The following is a 14,492-nucleotide window of genomic DNA, read 5'->3' as shown; positions in this document are numbered from 1 at the left end:
CCGTCGTCGAGCACCGCGGCCAGCACCCGCACGAACCGCCGGTCGGCATCGTCACCGACGCCAAGCTTGCGCCGCAGTCGTGCCAGCGCAGGCGGCAGCTCCCAGCCCTGGAACGGCGCGCCGTTCCGCAGGGCGCCCGGCTTGGTCGCCAACACCGGCAGATAATGCCACGGGTCGTAGATGGTCCGGTCCCGGCCGAAAAACCGGGGATGGTCGGCGACGACTTCCCCGTCGCAGCGCACGACGATGCGGTCGGCATAGGCGCGGACCTGAACGGCACGTCGCACCACCCTGGCAGAAACGGAGTAGCGGTTGCGGTCGAAGCTGATGAGGCATGTGCCGCTTACCGCATGCTCGCTCTCATGAAAGCCGTCGAAGGGTGCGACAACAGGCTGGAGCACGCTGCGCTCGGCAGCCCAGGCCTGAGCAACCGTCAGTTCCTTCTGCTCGGGATGCTGGTGCAACTCTGTCCAGCGCCGACACTCGGCCTCCAGCCAACCGTTCAGCTCCTCGAGGCTGGTAAATCGCAGGCGTGGCTGGAAGAAGCGGCCGCGTGCGGTTTGCACCTGGTTCTCGACCTGACCTTTCTCCCAGCCCGACGCCGGCGAGCAGGCGGTCGGCTCGACCATGTAATGGTTGGCCATGACCAGGAAGCGCCGGTTGAAGACACGCTCCTTGCCCGTGAACACGCTCGTGACCGCCGTCTTCATGTTGTCGTAGATGCCGCGCGTCGGCACACCTCCGAAGAAGGCAAACGCCCGCGCATGCGCGTCGAACAGCATCTCCTGTGTCTCGCGGGGATAGGCTCGCACATACATTGCCCGCGACGCGCATAGCCGGACATGCGCGACCTTTACCCGCATCGGCTTGCCCGAAATCTCCACGTCCTCGTGGCTCCAGTCGAACTGGTAAGCCTCGCCCGGCCGGAACAGCAGCGGGATGAACGCCGGCGCATTCATCACATCGCGACGTCGCGCCCGGCGCCAGCGGGCCGCATAACGCCGCACCGCGTCGTACGAGCCGTCGAACCCCTCGCGCAGCAGCAGGTCGTGGATGCGCGTGAGGCGCAGCTTCTCGCGCCGCGGCCGTGCCTCATCTTCCTCCAGCAACGCATCCAGTCGCGCCTGAAATGGCCCCAGCTTCGGCAGCGGCTGTACCTCCCGCCGATACCCCATGTCCGCTTCCGGCGCCCGGATCGCCTTGCGCACCACCTTGCGCGACAGGTGCAGGTCCCGCGCTATCGCCTTGATGGCCTTCCCCGACGCGTGCTCGCGCCGGATCCTCAACACCGTCTCCAATACCAGCATCCCGATCTCGCCGCCTGACACACCGCCAAGCGAACAGCCTAGACCAACGGGATGAGGGGTCCCTTTTCGACGCCGATCACCCCGCTACCGGGGTCCCTTTTCCACGCCGATCCACACCTGTGCATATGTCCGGGTCAGCACCAAGCGTCAGGCCGAACACGAGATTTCACTCATCGAGCAGCAGGCTGGTATCGCCCGTGCCGCCGTCGATCAGGGCTATCACATCGTCGAAACCTATATTGAGGCGGGCAAGTCCGGCATGACGGACCGGCGTCCTGCCTTTCAACGCATGATCGCTGAGGCATGTGCTCAGCCAAAGCGGTATGCTGCGGTCTTCGTGTTCAATTTCTCGCGGTTTTTTCGCGATGATTACGAATGCGAGGGCTACCGCCGAAAGCTGGAGAAGGCCGGCGTCAAGCTGATCTCCGCCACTCAGGACGTTGGAGAGGGGCCGCAGGCTCGACTCATTCGCAGCATCATCACCTCGATCGATGCCGCAGCCAGCGAGATTAATGCCGGGCAGGTTAAGGTGGTGATGACTGCCAACGCGGCGGCGGGCTTTCATAATGGCTCAGCGCCGCCTTTGGGCTATCGAACCTACGTCGCGGAACGTCGGGACAAGAAGGACAAGAAGAAGCTGGAGATCGATCCCAGTGAGCGGACTTTGGTCGAGCGTATCTTCACGCTGTACCTTGAAGGTGACGGCTCTTCCGGTCCCATGGGTCTCGACCGGCTCGTCAAATGGCTACGGGCCAACGGCTTCACCCATCGCAATCAGCCGTTTCACACCGGGTCGATTCACGCGATCCTGACGCGCGAAACCTATGTCGGCCGCCATTACTACGGCTGCAAGGACAGCCGCACCGGCAAGATGCGTCCGCGCGAAGAGTGGGTTGAGGTCGCTGTCCCGCCCATCCTGACCGAAGAACGTTTCCAAGCCGCGCAGCGCCGTTTGAAGGCGCGCAATCCGCGTATCTCCGCGCCTCGCTCCCATAGTTCGCCGGTACTTTTGTCAGGGATCGGCCGCTGTGGTTGCAACGGCTGCACTTCCACAATGATGCTCATGACCGGCAAGGGCGGTCGCTATCGCTATTACGCATGCTCGAACCGTCGGAAGAAGGGCGATCTGAGCTGTGGCGGCAATAACGTTCCCATGGAACAGGCGGATAGAGCGGTCCTTAACGCGCTAGAGAAGCGGCTCTTCCAACCCGAGCGCCTGACGGCGATATTGGGCGAGATGCTGGACGCGTCGTCGGCGGCTGATGCAGAGCGTCGCAAGCGACTCGCTGCTCTGCGGGCCGAGGAAACTGAAACCAAGAAGGCGCTTCGCTCGCTCTTCATAATGGTCGAACGAGGCATCACCAGTCCTGATGACCCGACGCTGGCAGAACGCCTCGCCACCCTCAATCTGCGCCTGTCGTCGATCGGAGAAGAGATCGTGCGGCTCGATCGCCAGATTGGCGCAAAGGGCAGTCGAATCACCCCGGAGAAGGTTGCCCGCTTTGCCGAGGTCATGCGGCGCAAGTTGCACGACTCCGATGATGCGCAGGTTCGGCGTAGCTATGTCCGTGCTTTCGTCGGTGAGGTGGTGATGACCCGCGAGCAGGTCACAATCCGTGGCCCGAACCGGGCACTTGAGCTCGCCGTTGCTGGGGAGATACCCTCCGACGACGTGGTTCGTACTTTTATGTGTGATTGGCGCACCCGAAGGGATTCGAACCCCTGGCCTCTGCCTTCGGAGGGCAGCGCTCTATCCAGCTGAGCTACGGGTGCTTGGCCGTGGAGGCACGCGCCTAGCAAAGGTCGCGCGGCATTGCCAGCCGTTTCAGTCGGTCGCGACCGCCTTTTGCTTCGGCGCGGGCGTTTTGGGCTTGAACGCGCACAGGTCGGCGACCGGACAGCGCCAGCATTCGGGGCGGCGCGCCTTGCAGATATAGCGGCCGTGCAGGATCAGCCAATGATGCGCGTGCAGGCGAAAGGGCTGCGGCACGACCCGTTCCAGCACCGATTCGACCGCGTTCGGCGTCTTGCCGCGCGCCAGGCCGGTGCGGTTGCCGACGCGGAAGATATGGGTGTCGACCGCAAAGGTTTCCGCACCGAACGCGACGTTCATCACGACATTGGCGGTCTTGCGCCCGACGCCGGGCAGTTTTTCCAGCGCGGCACGGTCGTTCGGCACCTGCCCGCCATGGTCGGCGATCAGCGCTTCGGACAGGGCGATGACGTTCTTCGCCTTGGTATTGAACAGGCCGATGGTGCGGATGTGGTGCTTCAGGCCGTCGAGACCGAGCGCGACCATCTTTTCGGGCGTGTCGACGGTGGCGAACAACGCGCGCGTCGCCTTGTTCACGCCGGCATCGGTCGCCTGCGCCGACAGCACGACCGCGACCAGCAGCGTATAGTCGTTGACCGATTCAAGTTCGGTTTCGGGGTGCGGATTGTCCTCCGCCAGCCGCCGGAAAAACTCGAAGATGTCGGCCTTCTTCAAACGCCCAGCACCGCGTCCATCGTGTAGCGGCCGGCAGGCGCGCTCGCCAGCCACAGTCCGGCGCGCACCGCGCCGCGGGCGAACAGCGCGCGGTCGTCGGCGCGGTGGCCGAGCTCGATCCGCTCGCCCTCGCCCGCGAACACGACCTGATGGTCGCCGACGATGGTGCCACCGCGCAGCGAGGCGAAGCCGATGGTGCCGCCGGCACGCGCACCGACCAGCCCGGCGCGACCGATCACGCCGCTGTCGGACAGGGTGGTGCCCATGCCTTCGGCCGCCGCGTCGCCCAGCATGAGCGCGGTGCCCGACGGTGCATCGACCTTCAGCCGATGGTGGCTCTCGACGATCTCGATATCCCAGTCGGGACCCAGCCGCCGCGCGGCGTCGCGCACCAGCCGCGACAGGAGCGCGATGCCGAGCGAGGTGTTGCCGGTCTGGAGCACGGCGATCTCGGCGGCGGCCTCGTCGATCATCGCATGGTGGCGGTCGTTCAGGCCGGTGGTGCCGATGACGATCGGCGTCCCCGCTCCGCGCGCCGCGGCGAGGTTGGCGGCAAGCGCGCTGGGCGAGGAGAAATCGACCAGCACGTCGGCTCGCCCGGCCAGTTCGACCGGATCACCGCCCTGGTCGACCCCGCCCGCCAGCGTTTCGCCGACGCGCTCGATCTCCTGCGCGATCGCGCGCCCCATCCGGCCCTGCCATCCGAAGATACCGATGCTGGTCACTGGTTCAAAGTCCGCCCGTTGCGCGCGGCCGCCCGACGCGACCCCGGCCTGGCCGGTCCATGGCCCCGGCGGCGGGGATGTGCAAGCGATTGTCGCCTGCTGCCGCGGCGGTTCAGCCCGTGACCGACGCTATCGGGGCTTCGGCATATTTGGGATCGTTCGGGTCGAATTCCGCCTGCGGTTCGAACGTGCGCGAGGTCAGCGCGACATTGCCGAGGCCGAGCAGCTTGAACGTGCCGATCTTGAAGATCTTGGGCGGGCTGCCCGCGCGCTCGACGGTGACGGCATCGACATGCAGGTCGCCATGCTTGGTCCACAGCATGTGCGGCGCCAGGATCATGTCCATGTTGTTGTAGCGGACCGACAGGCAGATCTTCTGCATCAGCGCAAAGCGGATGATGTCGCTGAGCGAGGCGCGCAGCTCTTCCGTTGCGGTATCGGTCGTGGACTCGGGAACGACGTCGTTGTGCATCGCAGCAATATGTAACGCTTGCGACCGGCATCAGCAAGGGGGAGCGGTATCATCCGAACGCCCAAATGGCCATGACCCGCCCCGGAGCGAAGGCGAACAGCCCGGGGACGACCATCGCGCCGAGGAACATGGCGACCAGCCGGCGGCGATGCTTGGCGATATCGCCCGCCCGGGCCGCCGCGATCGCCGCCCATGCCGCGACCAGCGTCACCGGCACGAACAGGTGAATCCACGAAAACCCGCCATGGTTGAGCTGGCGGATGAACAGCGCGCTGAGCGCGGTCGACACCATCAGCGCCATCCAGACCCGTCCCAGCAGGCGGTGGCGCGCCCCGCCCTTGCGGGTCAGCAGGATGTAGAGACCGAGCGGGATGGCAGGCAATACGCTCGCCAGATGGACGGCGACCGCGACGTCATGTGCCGCCGGTGCGGCCGGCGCGATACCGGTCGCCGCACGGATCAGCGCCAGCAGGCTCAGCAGGCCGAGCATGGTGCCCCCCGCCACCATCGCGCCGCGCAACAGCGGGGACAGGTCGTTGGTACGGGCGGCGGTCTTGGCGGTGGCGGGCATCATGGCGGTTCCTGCTATGGGGTGTCCCGCCGGCTGTGCCCGCCCGCCCTTCGCCGGCAAGCCGATCTGCGTGGAACGCCCCTCCCCGTCGTGGATCGTCCACCCTGCCCGTTCGCGATGCGTGAAATGGCAGAGGTGGCAATTACCGGGGAGCGCGCTATCGCGGCGAGGCAACTTCCACGCCGAGCCGCCCCATGCCCGATGCCCGCCGATTGCTGATCGACCTGACGATCATGACCGCCATCGGCGTGCTGCTCGCGGTGCTGGGACCGTTCGGCAGCTTCGCCCTGCCGTTCGCGCTGCGGCTGGCCTATTGGCTGGGCATCGCGCTGGCAGGCTATGCGCTGTACCTGCCCGCCACGGTCATCGCGACACGGCTGGCGCGGCGGCTTTCCCTGCCGGAAGCGGGGTTGTGGGTCGCCGCGTGCGTCGTCGCTACGGCGCCGATGACCGTGGTCGTCTGGGCAGTCGACGGATTATGGCATCCCCTCCACCTGCCCAGCGCGGAAGGGTGGCTGACAAGCTACGCCAATGTCCTGATCCTGGGGTCGGCGATCACGTCGATCTTCTGGTTCGGGAGGATGCGGCGCGCGTCTGCGGCACCTTCACCACCTTTGCCCGCGCCCGTCATCGCTCCGCCGGCGGCCACGCCGTTCCTCGACCGCCTGCCCGCCCATCTTGGCCGCGACCTGATCGCGCTGGCGATGGAGGATCATTATGTCCGCGCGCATACCCCGGCCGGATCGACGCTGATCCTGATGCGGATGCGCGACGCGGTAGCTGAGTTAGCGGGCATGGACGGCGCGCAGGTGCATCGCAGCTGGTGGGTCTCGCGCAGCCATGTCACGGGCGCCCAGCGCGACGGACGCAACGTCCGCCTGCTCTTGACCGGCGGGATCGAGGCACCGGTGGCGCGCGGCCAGATCGAGCCGTTGCAGGCAGCCGGCTGGCCGATGCGCAGCACGACGGTTTCCTCGCGCGCCGCAATCGGCTAGGCGACGGCCGATCATGGGAAATCTATTCATCGTCATGGCCGGCGGCGCGATCGGTGCCGGGCTGCGACATTTTTTCGGACGCTGGGCGCTCACGACCTTCGGCCCGGACTATCCCTGGGGGACGCTCGGGGTGAATCTGATCGGCGGGTTGGCGATGGGGCTGCTGGTCGGCGTCCTGGCGCGCAGCGGCGGCAACGAACAGGTCCGGCTGGCGCTGGGCGTTGGCGTGCTGGGCGGGTTCACCACCTTTTCGGCCTTCTCGCTCGACATGGTGACCATGATCGAACGGGGTGAAGCGGCCGGGGCGATCGGCTATGCACTGCTATCGGTGGTGGGTGCCGCGCTGGCGCTGTTCGCCGGGCTGCAACTGACGCGGGGAGCGGCATGAGCGAGAACGACGTCCGGCAATTCACGGTCGGGGCAGATGACGACGGCATCCGGCTGGACCGCTGGTTCAAGCGGCATCTGCCCGATACCAGCTTCAACACCGTGTCACGCTGGGCGCGGACCGGGCAGCTGCGCATCGATGGCGGCCGTGCCCAGCCGGGCGCCCGCCTGTCGGCCGGACAGGTGCTGCGCGTACCGCCGCCCGAATCGGCGATCGTCGCCCAGCCGCGCCCCAAGGCGGAGCGCCCGCCGCTGTCGGCCGAACAGACCGAGTTCGCGCAGAGCCTTGTCATTTACCGCGACAAGCAGGCGCTGGTGCTGAACAAGCCGCCGGGCCTGGCGACGCAGGGCGGGACCAAGACCCACGACCATGTCGACGGGCTGCTCGACGCGCTGCAGTTCGATGGCGAAAGCCGGCCGAAACTGGTCCACCGGCTCGACAAGGACACGTCGGGCGCGCTGCTGATCGCCCGCACCGCGCGCGCGGCGGCGTTCTTCGCCAAGTCGTTTTCGGGGCGGACCGCCAAGAAGGTCTATTGGGCGCTGGTCGTCGGCATCCCCGACATCGCCGACGGCATCATCGACCTGCCGATTGCGAAGCAGCCGGGCACCGGCGGCGAAAAGATGCATGTCGACGAAGCGGAGGGACAGCCCGCCCGCTCGCGCTACCGCGTGATCGAACGCGTCGGCAACCGCGCGGCGTGGGTCGAGCTGCAACCGTTCACCGGGCGTACCCACCAGCTGCGCGTACACATGTCGGCGATCGGCCATCCGATCGTCGGCGATGGCAAATATGGCGGGCAGGCGGCGTTCCTGACCGGCGGGGTCAGCCGCAAGATGCACTTGCACGCCCGCCGCATCCGCATCGACCATCCCGATGGCGGGCAGGTGGACGTGACCGCCGAACTGCCACCGCATTTCGCGGAAAGCATCGACCTGCTGGGCTTCGACCTGTCGCTCGGCAATGCGATGATCGACGATACGCCGCCGCCGGTGACCAAGGCCGATCTGAAGGCCAAGGCGAAGGCGCACGCCAAGAATTATCGCAAGGAACGGCGTGGCGAGCGGCGGTCGCGGGGACAGCGCGACTGATGCACCCCAATGCCGCCTTCCGCATGGGCGAGGATGCCGCTCGGGCGTTCGTCGCCGGGGAAGGTTTCGGCATGCTGTTCGTCATGACGCCTGACGGCCCCCGCGTGGCGCAGGTGCCGGTGGTGCCGGGCGCGGACGGCGCGCTACGCTTCCATGTCGCGCGCTCCAATGCGGTGACCGCGCATCTCGACGGGGCGACGGTGCTGTTCGTGGTGCAGGGGCCGCACGCCTATATCTCGCCGCGCTGGTACGCGGCGGGGCCGGATGAGGTACCCACCTGGAACTACCTGTCGGTCGAAGTCGAGGGCGTGGTCCGCGCGCTGGACCGTACCGGCCTGCGTGAACAGATCGATGCGCTGGCCGCGATCTACGAAGATGAACCGCAATGGGCCGTCGACCAGATCGATCCAAAAAAGGCGGAGGCGATGATGGACGCCATCGCCGGGTTCGAGCTGGTCCCGACGACGTCGCGCGGCACCGCCAAGCTGAACCAGAACAAGCCGGCGGAAGTCCGCGCGCGGGTGGCGGAGCGGCTGGGCGACCATCCGCTGGCGGCATGGATGCGGACGGCATGACCCGCCTCGCCGTGTTCGATTGCGACGGGACGCTGGCCGATGGGCAGGCGAATATCTGCCTCGCTATGGCGCTGGCCTTTGCCGATGCGGGGCTAGCCGACCCCGACCCGCGAGAAGTACGGCGAATCGTGGGGTTGAGCCTGCCGCAGGCGGTGGCGATGCTGGTGCCCGACAGCGATGCGGAGCTGCACGATGCGGTGGCGGAAGGGTATAAGCGGCATTTCCGCGCGATGCGGCTCGACGGGAGGCTGGCCGAGGAGCCGCTGTTCCCCGGTATCGCCAACGCACTGACTGCACTGCTCGATAGCGGATGGACGCTGGGGGTTGCGACCGGCAAGTCGGACCGGGGCCTCGCGCTGCTGCTCGACCATCATGGCCTTACCCGACATTTCACGACGTTGCAGACTGCCGACCGACATCCGTCCAAGCCGCATCCCGCGATGCTCTATGCCGCGATGGCCGAGGCCGATGCGCTGCCCGAGACGACGGTGATGATCGGCGATACCGGGTTCGACATGGCGATGGCGGTCGCGGCGGGCGCACGGGCGGTCGGCGTCACCTGGGGCTATCATGACCGCGACACCTTGATGGCTGCCGGCGCACAGCGAATGTGCGACGATGCCACCCTGCTCCCTCAGCTGCTGGACCTGCCATGACCGATGATCCCGTCGCCCGCAATCGCTGGCTCGTGCTGGTCGCGATCCGGATCGCCACCGCGATGGGTGCGGTGTTCGGGCTGATCGTGCTGGCGCGGGCTCCGGACACCGGCATGCGCGTGCTGGGCGCGGCGATCGTGCTGTCGGCGCTGTACGCGATGGCGGTCGTACCCCGCGGGCTGACCGCGAAGTGGCGCAGCAAGTGAAGCGCTTCTGGCAGGACGTCGCGGTCACGGCGGACGGCGGCATCGCGCTGGACGGGCGGCCGGTGCGCACGCCGGGGCGGTTGCCGCTGGTCGTGCCCTTCCCAGCGCTGGGCGAGGCGATCGCCGACGAATGGCGCGCGGTGGAGGAGACAATCGATCCGCGGGCGATGCCGCTGACCGGCCTCGCCAACGCCGCGATCGAACGGATCGCACCCGATGCGGCTACCTTTGCGGGCGGGATCGCGGTGTATGGCGGCAGCGACCTGCTCTGCTATCGCGCCGAGCCCGGACCACTGGCGGATCGGCAGGCGGCGATATGGGATCCGGTCCTCGACTGGGCGCGGGAGCGGTTCGGCGTCGACTTCTCCGTCACCGATGGCGTGATGCCGGTCGAACAACCGCCGCGGACGCTGGCGCGGCTGCGCGAGGCGGTGGTTGCCCTGTCGCCATGGCAGCTGGCGCCGCTGTCGCCGATCGTCTCGCTGACCGGATCGCTGCTGCTGGGGCTGGCGGTCGTCGAGCGCGCGATCGATGCCGACACCGCCTGGGCGGCGGCGCATGTCGACGAGGACTGGCAGGCCGAGCAATGGGGTGAGGACGCCCTCGCCGCCGAAACCCGTGCGGCGCGCGCGAGCGATTATCGGGCGGCGATCCGCTTCCTCGACCTCATCCGCGCCTGACCGGACCGCACGATCCGCCGACCGACAGCGACAGGGCGGCGGTCAGCGGCGAGTCGTCCGCCGCCCCTTCGATCCGGTCGATCAGCCGCGTCGTGATCGCGCCCGCCATATCGGCGATCGGGCGATGGACCGTGGTCAGGGCCGGGGTCAGCATTTGCGCGAGGATGCTGCCGTCGAAGCCGATGACGGAGAGGTCGCCCGGCACGTCGATTGCCAGCGATGCCGCGACCTTCAGCACGGCGGCCGCCATTACGTCGTTGCCGGCAAAGATCGCGGTCGGGCGCGGGGTCGCCTGCAACAACCGCGTCGCCGCCGCCACGCCGCTGTCGAAGCCGTAATCGCCCTCTGCCTCATGGCGGAGGGTCAGGCCGTGGTCGTCCAGCCCGGCAATAAACCCGGCACGCCGTTCGCGGGCCGACGCCGCGCTGGCCGGTCCCGACAGCAGCGCGATCCGGCGATGGCCAAGTGCCGCCAGATGATCGGCCACGGCACGCGCCGCGCCGCGCTCGTCCGACACCAGCACCGCGCCATAGCCAGACAGCGCGACCGAAGAGAGCGCCACTGCCGGCACACCCGCTTCGCTCAACGCTTCTGCCATCCCGGCGATGCCGGAGATGGGCGGCACGACCACCACGCCATCGACCCGCGACCGTCCGGCGAAATCGAGCACGTCGGCGACCGGATCGCCATCGCCCGGCGCGACCGGATGCACCACCAGCTCATAACCCCGCGCCGCCGCCGCACCGACGATCCCGCGCTGTAAGGGGTCGAGCACCAGCGCGTTGCGATCGTTATGCACCAGCCCCAGCAGGAACGACCGCCCGGTCGCCAGCCCGCGTGCACGGGCGCTGGGGCGGAACTGCAGTTCGGCGACCACCGCCTCCACCTGGTCGCGGGTGGCGGCGTTGACCAACGGCGACCGGTTGAGCACGCGCGACACGGTACGGATCGACACGCCCGCCCGCGCCGCGACATCGGCGATGGTGGTCACGCGATATGCCCCTCCAAAACGACATGCGGGGCAGGAACTGCCTCGGCCGTTCCCGCCCCGTCATGGTTCGGCGATGCGGCGTCCGAGGGAGCGAACCACCGCATCGTCTCGATCGTCAGCAAGCCTCGTCTCCCGCATCCTCACTTGCGCAAGGCATAGGCGAAGCCGATCACCGCTGTCGAACGATCAGGCGAGCGTCAGGCCGACATCGACATTACCGCGAGTCGCATTCGAATAGGGGCAGATGCCGTGCGCGGTGTCGATCAACGCTTGCGCCTGCTGCGGATCGACGCCGGGCACCGCCACTTTCAGGTCGGCGGTGATGCCGAACCCGCCGAGCGAACGCGGGCCGATGCCGACGGTCGCGGTGACGGTCACGTCGTTCGGGACCTTGATCCCCAGCTGCTGCCCGGCGACCTTCATCGCGCCGATGAAGCACGCGGCATAGCCCGCCGCGAACAGCTGTTCCGGATTGCTGCCGTCGCCGCCGGCACCGCCCAGTTCGCGCGGGGTCGACAGCTTGACGTCGAACCGGCCGTCCTCGCTGCGCGCATGGCCTTCGCGACCCCCGGTGGCGGTGGCGGTGGTGCTGTACTTGACGTCGATCGACATGGCGGATGCTCCATTTGTTTATCGCGATAAGTAAATAGCGTTACCCGGCTGGGCTGTCCAGTATTATTTATCGCGACAATCATTCATGCTATATGCCCGGCATGGACAAGCCCCTGCCCCTCGACGAACAGCTCTGCTTCTCGCTCTACGCCGCGACGATCGCGATCAACCGGACCTACAAGCCGATGCTCGACCGGATGGGCATCACCTACCCGCAGTTCCTCGTCCTGCTGACGTTGAGCGATTCGGAGGACGGACTGACCATCGGCGCCATCGCCGAACGGCTGTCGCTGGAGCCGAGCACGATCACGCCGCTCGCCAAGCGGATGGAGGCGGCGGGGCTGGTCGACCGACTGCGCAATCCGGAAGATGAACGCCAGGTACTGGTACGGTTGACCGAAGCGGGGCGCGCGCGCTGGGCGGAGAGCGGCTGCTTAGCGCCAACCGTCGTCGCGCGCAGCGGGATGACGCCGGAACGGTTGATCGCGCTTAATGGCGAAGTGACCGCGTTGCGCCGTGCATTGGACGCGGCGCTCGGCTGATTACCCCTTGGCGTTCAACGTCTTGGAACATATATCGAACATATGGCGCAGCTCGACACCCGTGCGAAACTGGCGATCCTTGCCGATGCCGCGAAATATGATGCGTCCTGCGCGTCGTCGGGCACGGCCAAGCGCCATTCGCGCGACGGGAAGGGAATCGGGTCGACCGAGGGGATGGGCATTTGCCACGCCTATGCGCCCGATGGTCGCTGCATCTCGTTGCTCAAGATCCTGCTGACCAACAGCTGCATCTTCGACTGCCATTACTGCATCAATCGCAAGTCGTCGAACGTCCGTCGTGCGCGCTTTACCGCGCAGGAGGTCGTGGCGCTGACGCTCAGCTTCTATCGGCGGAACTATATCGAGGGGCTGTTCCTGTCGTCGGGGATCATCGGGTCGTCCAACTATACGATGGAGCAGATCGTCGAGGTCGCGCGGTCGTTGCGCGAGGACCATGATTTTCGCGGCTATATCCACCTGAAGACCATTCCCGATGCCGATCCCGAACTGGTGCATCTGGCCGGGGTCTATGCCGACCGCGTGTCGATCAATGTCGAGCTGCCGACCACCGGCGGGCTGAAGCGGCTGGCGCCGGAAAAGTCGGCGACGCAGATCGAAGGGGCAATGGGCAAGGTCGCGCACGACATCGCGGACGGTCGCGACGCGCGAAAGCGGTACAAGTCGGCGCCGAAATATGCGCCGGCGGGGCAGTCGACGCAGATGATCGTCGGCGCCGATGCGGCGACCGACCGCGATATCGTCGGCAAGGCGTCGACGCTGTACGACCGCTACGGTCTGCGCCGCGTCTATTATTCGGCGTTCAGCCCGATCCCCGAGGCGTCCGCCGTCCTGCCGCTGCAACGCCCGCCGCTGATGCGCGAGCACCGCCTGTACCAGTCCGACTGGCTGATGCGCTTCTACGACTATCGTGCCGACGAGGTGCGCGCGGCGGCGGACGATGCGACGGGGATGCTGCCGCTCGACATCGATCCCAAGCTCGCCTGGGCATTGAAGTTCCGCGATCGCTTTCCGGTCGACGTGAACCGCGCGCCGCGCGAGATGCTGCTGCGCGTGCCGGGGCTGGGGGTGAAGGCGGTCAACGCGATCCTGACCGCACGGCGTTGGCGGCGGCTGGCGCTGGCCGATGTCGCGCGGCTGACCGTGTCGATCGCCAAGCTCCGGCCGTTCCTGATCGCCGATGACTGGCGGCCGGTCCTGCTGGCGGACCGCGCGGAACTGCGGCCGGTGGTGGCGCCCAAAAAGGCGGACCAGATGGAGTTGTTCAGCTGAACCGCCGTCATCCCGGCGGAGGCCAGGATCCATGGTCACGACCGATATCGATAGAAGCGCGCCGTTCCGTGTCCATGGATTCTGGCCTTCGCCGGAATGACGGGTGGCGGTGAAAATCCCTCGCAAGAGAAACCTCCGCGGATCGCCGCCGTTGGTCGGTGCGAACCAGCAAAGGAATTTCCCATGGCCGACGCCCGCATCTATGCCGACCTGAAGGCCGATCACGACCGGCACCGCGACCTGTTGAAGCGCATCGACGCGGCCACGGGCGACGAGCGTGCCGAACTGTTCGAGGAATTTCGCGTCGAGGTGTCGGCCCATGCCGCCGCGGAGGAGGAGGCGCTGTACGCGACGATGCTCGCCAATCCCGATCTCCGCGACGAGGCACGCCATTCGGTGTCGGAGCATAAGGAAATCGACGACTATCTGGGCGAGATCGCCAAGCTGGACGCCGGCAGCAACGAATGGAACGAGCGCTTCGCCGAGATGCGCCACCGCTACGAGCATCACATCGACGAGGAGGAGGAAGAGATGTTCCCCGCCGCCGCCGAGGAACTGAGCGATGCCGAGGAAGCGCGCATCGCCAAGGTGTTCGAGGACCGCAAGCCCAAGGAACTGGAGATTGCCGAGACGTCGGAAGCGGGCGACGACCGCGACTAGAGCCTGAAGGCCTGGTTTTGACCCGTCGTGATTGCCCTGCGCCGTTCGTCGGCAAGGAGTACCGTGCAGCGTGGGCACCTTGCCCGGGCAAGCGGTGCGACGACGTCCGGCGGGCGGCGCAGGGCAACCGCGAAGCGGCGGGCCGATGCAGGCCTGTGGTGGCGTCGCTCGTCAGTCATGGGGGCAAGGCCCCGCTCCTTCCTCACTCCTATCCACCGATCCGCATCGGCTCCGTCCCGATGG

General features: G+C 67.2%; 19 protein-coding genes and 1 tRNA gene. 10 read left to right on the top strand and 10 right to left on the bottom strand.

What is annotated here, in order from left to right:
- From istA to CA237_RS07300, 8 genes are all read right to left on the bottom strand, one after another.
- On the bottom strand, positions 1-1,307 hold a 1,307-nt coding region (istA, locus tag CA237_RS07340; RefSeq protein WP_126013534.1), incomplete at its 3' end, for an IS21 family transposase.
- A gap of 166 nt (positions 1,308-1,473) precedes the next feature.
- Complete coding sequence (locus CA237_RS19995) at positions 1,474-1,872, bottom strand: hypothetical protein (RefSeq protein ID WP_241215446.1); 399 nt, start codon at positions 1,870-1,872, stop codon at positions 1,474-1,476.
- A gap of 621 nt (positions 1,873-2,493) precedes the next feature.
- Entirely contained in the window at positions 2,494-2,838 is a 345-nt protein-coding gene (locus CA237_RS07325) for a hypothetical protein (RefSeq protein WP_126013531.1), read from the bottom strand.
- 165 nt (positions 2,839-3,003) lie between these two features.
- Positions 3,004-3,080, bottom strand: a tRNA-Arg gene (locus tag CA237_RS07320).
- A 52-nt stretch (positions 3,081-3,132) separates the two neighbouring features.
- Entirely contained in the window at positions 3,133-3,795 is a 663-nt protein-coding gene (nth, locus tag CA237_RS07315; protein ID WP_066690650.1) for an endonuclease III, read from the bottom strand.
- Complete coding sequence (gene dapB / locus CA237_RS07310; protein WP_066690653.1) at positions 3,792-4,520, bottom strand: 4-hydroxy-tetrahydrodipicolinate reductase; 729 nt, start codon at positions 4,518-4,520, stop codon at positions 3,792-3,794. Before dapB ends, nth begins: the two co-directional genes overlap by 4 nt.
- A 112-nt stretch (positions 4,521-4,632) precedes the next feature.
- Positions 4,633-4,992: a hypothetical protein gene (locus tag CA237_RS07305; RefSeq protein ID WP_066690656.1), complete on the bottom strand. Its 360-nt coding sequence runs from the start codon at positions 4,990-4,992 to the stop codon at positions 4,633-4,635.
- Between the two features lie 49 nt (positions 4,993-5,041).
- On the bottom strand, positions 5,042-5,566 hold the full coding sequence (locus tag CA237_RS07300; RefSeq protein WP_066690659.1) for a DUF2306 domain-containing protein: 525 nt from the start codon (positions 5,564-5,566) through the stop codon (positions 5,042-5,044).
- A 191-nt stretch (positions 5,567-5,757) separates the two neighbouring features.
- Here CA237_RS07300 and CA237_RS07295 point away from each other — a divergent pair, with 191 nt between their 5' ends.
- From CA237_RS07295 to CA237_RS07265, 7 genes are read left to right on the top strand one after another with little or no spacing between them, the layout of a single operon-like run.
- The gene (locus tag CA237_RS07295) at positions 5,758-6,558 is read left to right on the top strand and encodes a LytTR family DNA-binding domain-containing protein (RefSeq protein WP_066690661.1); all 801 of its coding nucleotides are present in this window, start codon (positions 5,758-5,760) and stop codon (positions 6,556-6,558) included.
- 13 nt (positions 6,559-6,571) lie between these two features.
- Complete coding sequence (locus CA237_RS07290; RefSeq protein WP_198158554.1) at positions 6,572-6,946, top strand: CrcB family protein; 375 nt, start codon at positions 6,572-6,574, stop codon at positions 6,944-6,946.
- Entirely contained in the window at positions 6,943-8,037 is a 1,095-nt protein-coding gene (locus tag CA237_RS07285) for an RluA family pseudouridine synthase (protein WP_126013527.1), read from the top strand. Before CA237_RS07290 ends, CA237_RS07285 begins: the two co-directional genes overlap by 4 nt.
- Positions 8,037-8,612, top strand: a complete 576-nt coding sequence (locus CA237_RS07280; protein ID WP_066690666.1) for an FMN-binding negative transcriptional regulator — start codon at positions 8,037-8,039, stop codon at positions 8,610-8,612. The genes CA237_RS07285 and CA237_RS07280 overlap by 1 nt, the downstream gene beginning before the upstream one ends.
- Entirely contained in the window at positions 8,609-9,268 is a 660-nt protein-coding gene (locus CA237_RS07275) for an HAD-IA family hydrolase (protein WP_066690893.1), read from the top strand. The genes CA237_RS07280 and CA237_RS07275 overlap by 4 nt, the downstream gene beginning before the upstream one ends.
- Positions 9,265-9,474 (top strand): hypothetical protein, encoded by a 210-nt coding sequence (locus CA237_RS07270; protein ID WP_066690668.1) that lies wholly within the window; start codon positions 9,265-9,267, stop codon positions 9,472-9,474. The genes CA237_RS07275 and CA237_RS07270 overlap by 4 nt, the downstream gene beginning before the upstream one ends.
- On the top strand, positions 9,471-10,154 hold the full coding sequence (locus CA237_RS07265) for an ATP12 family protein (RefSeq protein WP_066690895.1): 684 nt from the start codon (positions 9,471-9,473) through the stop codon (positions 10,152-10,154). The genes CA237_RS07270 and CA237_RS07265 overlap by 4 nt, the downstream gene beginning before the upstream one ends.
- On the opposite strand, the gene CA237_RS07260 is transcribed toward CA237_RS07265, so the two are convergent.
- Both CA237_RS07260 and CA237_RS07255 read right to left on the bottom strand, forming a co-directional pair.
- Complete coding sequence (locus CA237_RS07260; RefSeq protein WP_126013524.1) at positions 10,141-11,145, bottom strand: LacI family DNA-binding transcriptional regulator; 1,005 nt, start codon at positions 11,143-11,145, stop codon at positions 10,141-10,143. The two genes, CA237_RS07265 and CA237_RS07260, sit on opposite strands and share 14 nt — an antisense overlap.
- A gap of 186 nt (positions 11,146-11,331) precedes the next feature.
- On the bottom strand, positions 11,332-11,757 hold the full coding sequence (locus tag CA237_RS07255; RefSeq protein WP_066690672.1) for an organic hydroperoxide resistance protein: 426 nt from the start codon (positions 11,755-11,757) through the stop codon (positions 11,332-11,334).
- 101 nt (positions 11,758-11,858) lie between these two features.
- On the opposite strand from CA237_RS07255, the gene CA237_RS07250 reads away from it, so the two are divergent.
- The 3 genes from CA237_RS07250 to CA237_RS07240 all read left to right on the top strand — a co-directional run bounded on the left by CA237_RS07250 (position 11,859) and on the right by CA237_RS07240 (position 14,249).
- Positions 11,859-12,299: a MarR family transcriptional regulator gene (locus CA237_RS07250; RefSeq protein WP_066690674.1), complete on the top strand. Its 441-nt coding sequence runs from the start codon at positions 11,859-11,861 to the stop codon at positions 12,297-12,299.
- 42 nt (positions 12,300-12,341) lie between these two features.
- Positions 12,342-13,589, top strand: coding sequence for a putative DNA modification/repair radical SAM protein (locus CA237_RS07245; protein ID WP_066690677.1), 1,248 nt, complete (start codon positions 12,342-12,344; stop codon positions 13,587-13,589).
- 183 nt (positions 13,590-13,772) lie between these two features.
- Complete coding sequence (locus CA237_RS07240; RefSeq protein ID WP_066690680.1) at positions 13,773-14,249, top strand: hemerythrin domain-containing protein; 477 nt, start codon at positions 13,773-13,775, stop codon at positions 14,247-14,249.
- The last annotated feature ends 243 nt before the right edge of the window (positions 14,250-14,492 follow it).

This window comes from Sphingomonas sp. ABOLH, from assembly GCF_003951715.1.
Taxonomy (GTDB): domain Bacteria; phylum Pseudomonadota; class Alphaproteobacteria; order Sphingomonadales; family Sphingomonadaceae; genus Sphingomonas; species Sphingomonas hankookensis_A.
This window is presented reverse-complemented; position numbering and strand designations above follow the sequence as displayed.

Coding starts and splice junctions, on each gene's coding strand:
- CA237_RS07280 (WP_066690666.1), top strand. CDS start 8,037: ATGCACCCCAATGCCGCCTTCCGCATGGGCGAGGATGCCGCTCGGGCG.
- CA237_RS07275 (WP_066690893.1), top strand. CDS start 8,609: ATGACCCGCCTCGCCGTGTTCGATTGCGACGGGACGCTGGCCGATGGG.
- CA237_RS07245 (WP_066690677.1), top strand. CDS start 12,342: ATGGCGCAGCTCGACACCCGTGCGAAACTGGCGATCCTTGCCGATGCC.
- CA237_RS07300 (WP_066690659.1), bottom strand. CDS start 5,566: ATGATGCCCGCCACCGCCAAGACCGCCGCCCGTACCAACGACCTGTCC.
- CA237_RS07250 (WP_066690674.1), top strand. CDS start 11,859: ATGGACAAGCCCCTGCCCCTCGACGAACAGCTCTGCTTCTCGCTCTAC.
- CA237_RS07285 (WP_126013527.1), top strand. CDS start 6,943: ATGAGCGAGAACGACGTCCGGCAATTCACGGTCGGGGCAGATGACGAC.
- CA237_RS07240 (WP_066690680.1), top strand. CDS start 13,773: ATGGCCGACGCCCGCATCTATGCCGACCTGAAGGCCGATCACGACCGG.
- CA237_RS07255 (WP_066690672.1), bottom strand. CDS start 11,757: ATGTCGATCGACGTCAAGTACAGCACCACCGCCACCGCCACCGGGGGT.
- CA237_RS07270 (WP_066690668.1), top strand. CDS start 9,265: ATGACCGATGATCCCGTCGCCCGCAATCGCTGGCTCGTGCTGGTCGCG.
- CA237_RS07295 (WP_066690661.1), top strand. CDS start 5,758: ATGCCCGATGCCCGCCGATTGCTGATCGACCTGACGATCATGACCGCC.
- CA237_RS07305 (WP_066690656.1), bottom strand. CDS start 4,992: ATGCACAACGACGTCGTTCCCGAGTCCACGACCGATACCGCAACGGAA.
- CA237_RS07290 (WP_198158554.1), top strand. CDS start 6,572: ATGGGAAATCTATTCATCGTCATGGCCGGCGGCGCGATCGGTGCCGGG.
- CA237_RS19995 (WP_241215446.1), bottom strand. CDS start 1,872: ATGAAAGCCCGCCGCCGCGTTGGCAGTCATCACCACCTTAACCTGCCC.